Genomic DNA, 4193 nt, shown 5'->3' with positions numbered 1-4193 from the left:
CGCGCGGCTTGCCGCGCGCTTTTTGTTTTGGTGCGCCCGCCACGCCTGGCGGCCTGCTCCCGTGCGCCCGTTTCGCCCCCCGCTTCGCCGAATTCCACTCTTGATATCGCCGCGCGTGCCCTAACATGGTCTGAATACGCGCGGCGCGCCCGACGGCTGCGCCGCGTGTCGCCAGGGCGGCGGTGCGCCTGCACCTCCGCGTCCTCCCCGGATTCTCTGAAGGAACGCAGATGGAGCAATATCACGGCACGACGATCGTTTCCGTGCGGCGCGGCGAGCAGGTCGCGCTCGGCGGCGACGGCCAGGTCACGCTCGGCAACATCGTCATGAAGGGCGGCGCGCGCAAGGTGCGCCGCATCTACAACAATCAGGTGCTGGTCGGTTTCGCCGGCGGCACCGCCGATGCGTTCTCGCTCCTCGACCGTTTCGAAGCCAAGCTCGAAAAGCACCAGGGCAACCTGACGCGCGCCGCCGTCGAACTCGCCAAGGATTGGCGCACCGACCGCATGCTGCGCCGCCTGGAAGCGATGCTGATCGCGGCCGACAAGACCACCACGCTCGTCATCACCGGCAACGGCGACGTGCTCGACCCCGAAGGCGGGATCTGCGCGATCGGCTCGGGCGGCTCCTACGCCCAGGCCGCGGCGCGCGCGCTGGCCGAGAACACCGAGCTGTCGCCGGGCGAGATCGTCAAGAAGGCGCTGACGATCGCCGGCGACATGTGCATCTACACGAACCACAGCCACATCATCGAAACGATCGAGTAAGGACGCCGACATGAGCACCATGACCCCTGCCGAGATCGTCTCGGAACTCGACAAGCACATCATCGGGCAGAACAAGGCGAAGAAGGCCGTGGCCGTCGCGCTGCGCAACCGCTGGCGCCGCCAGCAGGTGGCCGAGCCGCTGCGCCAGGAAATCACGCCGAAGAACATCCTGATGATCGGGCCGACGGGCGTCGGCAAGACCGAAATCGCGCGCCGTCTGGCCAAGCTGGCCGATGCGCCGTTCATCAAGATCGAGGCGACCAAGTTCACCGAGGTCGGCTACGTGGGCCGCGACGTGGACAGCATCGTGCGCGACCTGATCGAAATCGCCATCAAGCAGACGCGCGAAACCGAAATGCGCAAGGTGCGCTCGAAGGCGCAGGATCTGGCCGAGGATCGCATCCTCGACATCCTGCTGCCGCAGCCGCGCGCGGTCGGCTTCGGCTCGAACGGCGACACCGCCAACGACGACAACAACGTCACGCGCCAGACCTTCCGCAAGCGCCTGCGCGAAGGCGCGCTCGACGACAAGGAAGTCGAGCTCGACATCGAGCAGCCGCAGGCCGGCATGGACATCATGGCGCCGCCGGGCATGGAAGAGATGACCGAGCAGATCCGCTCGATGTTCTCGAACATCGGCGGCGGCAAGAAAACGCGCCGCAAGGTCAAGATCAAGGAAGCGCTGAAGCTGCTGACCGACGAGGAAGCCGGCAAGCTGCTCAACGATGAGGAAGTGAAGACCCGGGCCGTGCAGAACGTGGAGCAGAACGGCATCGTGTTCCTCGACGAGATCGACAAGATCGCATCGCGCAACAACGAAGGTGGCGGCGGCGAAGTGTCGCGCCAGGGCGTGCAGCGCGATCTGCTGCCGCTGGTCGAGGGCACCACGGTCAACACCAAGTACGGCATGATCAAGACCGATCACGTGCTGTTCATCGCAAGCGGCGCATTCCACCTGTCGAAGCCGAGCGATCTGATCCCCGAGCTGCAAGGGCGTTTCCCGATCCGCGTCGAACTCGATTCGCTGTCGGTGGAAGATTTCGAATCGATCCTGGTGGCCACCGACGCCAGCCTCGTCAAGCAATACCAGGCGCTGCTCGCCACCGAAGACGTCACGCTCGAATTCGCCGACGACGGCATCCGCCGCCTCGCCGAGATCGCCTACTCGGTCAACGAGAAGACCGAAAACATCGGCGCGCGGCGCCTGTACACGGTGATCGAGAAGCTGCTGGAAGACGTGTCGTTCGCGGCCGGCAATCACGCGGGCGAAGCGCTGACGGTGGATGCGGCCTATGTCGACCGCGCGCTCGGCGAAGTGTCGCGGGATGAGGATCTGTCGCGCTACGTGCTGTAAGCGTCGCACCGGCCAGGCAAACGGGCGGCCCCGCGCAAGCGGGCCGCCCGTTTCGTTTTGGCGCGCCGAGCCGGCGCGCCGACGGGGATGCTTATTGCCGCACCGGCCGCTTGGCCAGCTTGCGTTGCAGCGTGCGACGGTGCATGTTCAGCGCGCGCGCCGTGGCGGAAATGTTGTTGCCGTTCTCGGCCAGCACGCGCTGGATGTGCTCCCATTCGAGGCGGTCGACCGACAGCACGACCGGGTTCTCGAGCGCGTCCTCGGCCTGCACTTCGGTGGCGTTGGTCTGCAGCGCGGCGAGGATCGATTCGACGTTGGCAGGCTTCGACAGATAGTTGTCCGCGCCGTCCTTCACGGCCTGCACGGCCGTGGCGATGCTGGCATAGCCGGTCAGCACCAGAATGCGCGCATCGGGCTGCAGGTCGCAGAGCGGCGCGATCAGCGACAGCCCCGAATCCTCGCCGAGATGCAGGTCGACCGTGATGAACTCGAATTTCGACGCACTCGCAAGCTTCAGCGCCGCATCGCGCGAATGCGCCTGCTGCACCAGATAGCCACGCCGTTCGAGCCCTCGAGCCAGTGTGCCGGCAAAAACTTCGTTGTCGTCGATAACGAGAAAGTGGTTGTCGCTCATCGTTGTTCTCCTTTGTGTCAGCGATAGGTTATGAGGCCGGCACGGGTTCCACCGGCGAAACGGCACCGCGCAGCGCGGGCAGCCGCAGCAGCGCGCGCGTGCCGCGCGGTGCTGCGTCGAGCAATTCGATCGTGCCGCCCAGGCGCGCGGCGGCGCTGAACGCCAGATACAGGCCGACGCCGTTGCCGCCCTGGGTGCTGTCCACCGGCGCCGTGCCGAGCGATTCCCGCAGGGACGGCGGGATGCCCGGGCCGTTGTCGACCACCTCGAACACGATGGTGTCGCGATCGGACTGGCGCGTGAGCCTTGCCTGCAGCGTCACGCGGTCGCGGCTCGCACGGGCCGCGTTGTCGAGCAGGATGGTGAGGATCTGGCCGATCGCCACCGTGTCCTCCAGCTCGGCACCGGCCGGCCCCGCGCCGATCTGCTCGAACTGGACATGCGGGTGACGCAGCCGCCAGTGACGGCCGAACGTGTCGAGCCAGTTGGCCACGTTCTCGCGCGTGGCCGGCCCCGAGGCACGGCTGCGCAGCCGCGCCAGCGCCGACGTGCACTGCGTCATCTGCTCTTCCAGCACCTTGAGGTCGGCGTCGTACGGCGCGAGCCGGTCATCGGTGCGCGCCGCGTCGCGCAATTCCTCGGTCAGCATCGCGATGGTGGACAGCGGCGTGCCCATTTCGTGGGCCACGGTGGCCGCCTGCACACCAAGCGCGACGGCCCGCTCGTCGCGCAGCAGCCGCTGCTGCGCCTCGCCGAGCGCCGCATCGCGTTGACGCAGCGCGTTCGACATGCGCGCCACGAACCAGGCGATCAGGCCGACCGACACGAGGAAGTTCACGCCCTGCCCGGCGCGGTAGTAATCGAACAGGTTGGCCGGATTGTCGAGATTGAGCGGCACCGAATTGAAGCCGAGCGCGAAATAGCAGGCCACCGAGAACGCCGCCAGCCAGACCATCAGGTGCCACGGCAGCACGGCGGCGGCGATCGCCAGCGAGGGCAGGTACAGCGAGACGAATGGATTGGTGGTGCCGCCCGACAGGAACAGCAGCGCCGTGAGCGCGCCGATGTCCACCCACAGCTGGCCCATCAGTTCGAAATTGGTTTCGGGGCGGGCACGCAGCACGCGCAGCCAGGTCAGCGCGTTGAACATGACCTCGAGCGCGATCACGCTCAGCATGGCCGGCAGCGGCAGGTTCGCGCCGAAAAAGGCCTGCGCCACGGCGACCGTGACGAGCTGGCCGACGATGGCCAGCGTGCGCAGCCAGAACAGGTTGCCGAGATTGACGCGGCCAGTGGTGGTGATTCGTTGCATGATCGGCGCAGTTTACTCCGTCGCGTCGCTATGGCCCTTCCAGCCGGGGCCGCACGGGGCGGCCGCCACCTGCCTGGCGAGCGCGCCCGCCAGGCATTCGGGGCACAGGCACCGGCCGGCCGGGGC

4 protein-coding genes are annotated in these 4193 nt (G+C 67.1%); 2 read left to right on the top strand and 2 right to left on the bottom strand.

Annotated elements, in window-relative coordinates; all coding sequences use genetic code 11:
* Positions 1-230 precede the first annotated feature (230 nt).
* Positions 231-767, top strand: coding sequence for an ATP-dependent protease subunit HslV (gene hslV, locus ACYP33_RS05625; RefSeq protein ID WP_414450741.1), 537 nt, complete (start codon positions 231-233; stop codon positions 765-767).
* A 10-nt stretch (positions 768-777) separates the two neighbouring features.
* Entirely contained in the window at positions 778-2121 is a 1344-nt protein-coding gene (gene hslU / locus ACYP33_RS05620) for an ATP-dependent protease ATPase subunit HslU (RefSeq protein ID WP_459620302.1), read from the top strand.
* 91 nt (positions 2122-2212) lie between these two features.
* Here hslU and ACYP33_RS05615 read toward each other — a convergent pair whose 3' ends face one another.
* Positions 2213-2755, bottom strand: a complete 543-nt coding sequence (locus ACYP33_RS05615; protein ID WP_414443406.1) for a response regulator transcription factor — start codon at positions 2753-2755, stop codon at positions 2213-2215.
* A 28-nt stretch (positions 2756-2783) separates the two neighbouring features.
* Positions 2784-4067: an ATP-binding protein gene (locus ACYP33_RS05610; RefSeq protein WP_459620299.1), complete on the bottom strand. Its 1284-nt coding sequence runs from the start codon at positions 4065-4067 to the stop codon at positions 2784-2786.
* Positions 4068-4193: the final 126 nt, after the last annotated feature.

This window comes from Burkholderia sp. 3C, from assembly GCF_054589155.1.
The sequence above is the reverse complement of the archived record's forward strand: the minus strand, read 5'-3'. Positions and strand labels throughout refer to the sequence as shown.

Coding starts and splice junctions, on each gene's coding strand:
- ACYP33_RS05615 (WP_414443406.1), bottom strand. CDS start 2,755: ATGAGCGACAACCACTTTCTCGTTATCGACGACAACGAAGTTTTTGCC.
- hslV (WP_414450741.1), top strand. CDS start 231: ATGGAGCAATATCACGGCACGACGATCGTTTCCGTGCGGCGCGGCGAG.
- ACYP33_RS05610 (WP_459620299.1), bottom strand. CDS start 4,067: ATGCAACGAATCACCACCACTGGCCGCGTCAATCTCGGCAACCTGTTC.
- hslU (WP_459620302.1), top strand. CDS start 778: ATGAGCACCATGACCCCTGCCGAGATCGTCTCGGAACTCGACAAGCAC.